Here is a 2748-nt window from a genome sequence, read left to right as displayed (position 1 = left end):
CCCGTGAACTCTCACGGGGGCCTTTCGCGTTGGTCGGGGGACTCCCTACTGGGCGTCGTCCAGGCCGATGGCGAACGCGGCCTCGTCGTCGCGCTTCGAGTAGCTGCGGAACGCGATGTGCGTGTCGGTGTTCAGCACGCCCGCGACCTTGCTGATCTTGCCGGGGACCAGTGCGGCCAGGTCCTCGTGCTTGCTGACGCGCACCAGCGCGATCAGGTCGACGTCGCCCGCGCAGGAGTACACCTCCGTGACTCCGTCGATGTCGGCGATCTCCTGCGCGGCCTCGGGAATGCGTTCGGCGGCGGCCTGGATCAGCACGATGGCGGTGACCACGGCGTCCTCCTCGGGTCTCAGGTGTCCGGAGCACCCGTAGTCTGCCCTACCCGGTGATCGGCGGCGTGCGTCGGCGGCGTCAGTTCCAGAGGTCGCGGATTGGCCGGGCTCCCGCCGCCTGCTCGGCCCACGGCACCCAGGCCGCCGCGGCACCGGCGGGGGAGGACCACGGCTGGTCCGCGTACACGAGGCGGGTGCCCGGCTGGTCGAGCCAGCGCAGGACGACACCGGCCTCCTCGGGCGGTGCGCCGCGCAGCGGGCCCGGCGTCGGCACGACGGTCTCCGCGGACGCGACGAGCGCGTCGACCACCGGCATGGGGCGGGTGCCGCGCGGGGCGACCCCGGCGGAGGCCAGGCGGCCGTAGCGGACGACGGAGAACTGCCAGCCGCCCTCGCGGTCCGGGCGGGCCGCCACGAGCTGGGGCAGCGCGGCCAGGGAGGCCAGGCGCTGGGCGCGGTCGAGGGAGCGGACCAGGCCGGCGAGGCGGTCGCGGCGGCGGGCGGCCTCCTCGAAGCGTTCGGCGGAGGCGAGGTCTCCCAGCTGGGTGACGAGGGCGCGCAGCGGGTCGGCGTTGCGGCCGACGACCAGGTCCTGCACGGCGATGACCGCCGGGGCGTACTCGGCGACGCTCTGGTGGCCCGCGCACGGCGCCTGGCAGCGGCCCAGCTCGGCCAGGGCGCAGGGGGAGGCCCGCTGGTTCGCGGCCGGGATCTTGATCTTGCAGGAGCGCAGCGGGACGGCGTCCAGGAGGGCGTCGGCCACCGACTCGGCGGCGTGGCGGGTGCGGAACGGACCCAGTGCGCCGTCCTTCGGGTTCCTGACCAGCGAGATCCGCGGGAAGGGCTCCTCGGTGAGAACCAGCCACCACGCGTGGTGCGGGTTCTTCGAGCGGCGGTTGTAGGCGGGGCGGTGGGCGCGCAGCAGCCGGAGCTCGCGGACCTCGGCCTCCAGCGGGTGGGCGCACTCGACGGCGTCGACCCGCACCGCCAGCGCGACCATCTCGCGCAGCCGGCGGCGGCCCTCGCTGGCGGTGAAGTACTGGCGCACCCGGCGGCGCAGGTCCGAGGCCGTGCCGACGTAGAGGACCTCCTCCTGGGGGCCGCGGAAGAGGTAGACGCCCGGCTTGGAGGGCAGGTGGGCGGCCAGCGAGCGCTTGCGCCGCTGTTCCGGGGTGACCTCGGGCAGGTAGGCGAGCAGCTCCTCGAGGGAGTGCACGCCGACGTTGCCGACGCGTTCGAGCAGGGCGTGCAGCACCTCGACCGTCGTCTTGGCGTCGGCCAGGGCGCGGTGGGTGGGCTTGGTGCGGGTGTGGAACAGCTCGGAGAGGGCGGACAGGCGGCACGACGGCGCCTCGTCGCGGCTCAGCACGCGCCGCGCCAGCTTCACCGTGCACACCACCGCCGGTTTGGGCCAGCGGTAGCCCTGGCGCTCGCACGCGGCCTTCATGAAGCCGACGTCGAAGCCCGAGTTGTGCGCCACCAGCACGGCTCCCTCGGCGAACTCCAGGAACGCGGGCAGCACCGTCCGCATCGTCGGCGCGCCCGTGACCATCAGCTGCGTGATGCCGGTCAGCTGCGCGACCATCGGCGGGATGCCCCGCTCGGGGTCGACGAGGGTCCCGAACTCGCCGAGCACCTCGCCGCCGCGGATCTTCACCGCGCCTATCTCGGTGACGGCGTCCTCCTCGGCGCTGCCCCCGGTCGTCTCCAGGTCGAAGACGACGAACGTGGTGTCGCGCAGGGGCGTCCCGAGCTCGTCGAAGGACAGTTGTCCGGTCACGGCCCCGACGGTAGCGACGGGGTCTGACAATTTTCGGCGGTGCTCCTCCCGGGCACCGTGACCTGCGGCTGCTCCATTGGAGTGGTGTGCGGTGATCTTGTCCGGATCGTTGTTCCCGCGGGCGGAGATGTCCGTGCGCTGCCCGAGCGGAGGGGCTCTAGCCTGTGGGGGTGCCCGACCCGATGCCCGAGCCCGAGACCGACGAGCCAGCCGACGAGGCAGGTGAGTCCGCGGACGAGGCCGCCGGTGAGTCCGCTGTGGACTGGTCGGCTCTGCCGGAGCCGTTGCGGGTGAGGCTCGCGGAGCTGGGCGCGGACGCGCTGGGCGAGATGGCGAAGGTCGACGTGCCGCAGCACCTGCGGCCGGTGGCGAGGTTCGCCCCGACCAAGCGCGCGCGGCTGGGCGGGGCGCAGGTCGTGGCGGGGCTGCGGGACTCCGCGAACTTCCGCACCGCCGTCGTGGAGTGGCTGCGCAAGAACCGGCCGTCGACGCTCGAGGTGACCGCGCCGGACCCGGTGACGGCGGCCGCCGCGGCGGTGCTGACCGGCGACGAGGTCGCGCCGCACTACGTGGAGCTGGTGTCGCGGCGGGTGGGCGACGCGACGCTGCGGGCCGAGCGCGACGCGGCCGTGGTG

2 protein-coding genes and 1 pseudogene are annotated in these 2748 nt (G+C 74.2%); 1 reads left to right on the top strand and 2 read right to left on the bottom strand.

Annotated features, from left to right (window positions below):
- Nucleotides 1-45: 45 nt before the first annotated feature.
- Both ACFWGZ_RS40580 and ACFWGZ_RS40575 read right to left on the bottom strand, forming a co-directional pair.
- Nucleotides 46-333: an Lrp/AsnC family transcriptional regulator gene (locus ACFWGZ_RS40580; protein ID WP_045309335.1), complete on the bottom strand. Its 288-nt coding sequence runs from the start codon at nt 331-333 to the stop codon at nt 46-48.
- Nucleotides 334-412: 79 nt separating this feature from the next.
- Complete coding sequence (locus tag ACFWGZ_RS40575) at nt 413-2113, bottom strand: DEDD exonuclease domain-containing protein (protein ID WP_382456901.1); 1701 nt, start codon at nt 2111-2113, stop codon at nt 413-415.
- Between the two features lie 170 nt (nt 2114-2283).
- On the opposite strand from ACFWGZ_RS40575, the pseudogene ACFWGZ_RS40570 reads away from it, so the two are divergent.
- Nucleotides 2284-2748: pseudogene (locus tag ACFWGZ_RS40570) on the top strand (RNA-binding protein); the annotation flags it as partial.

The organism is Lentzea sp. NPDC060358 (assembly GCF_042725365.1).
GTDB lineage: Bacteria > Actinomycetota > Actinomycetes > Mycobacteriales > Pseudonocardiaceae > Lentzea.
Note: the sequence above shows the minus strand (reverse complement) of the source record. Positions and strands in the feature narration are given on the sequence as shown.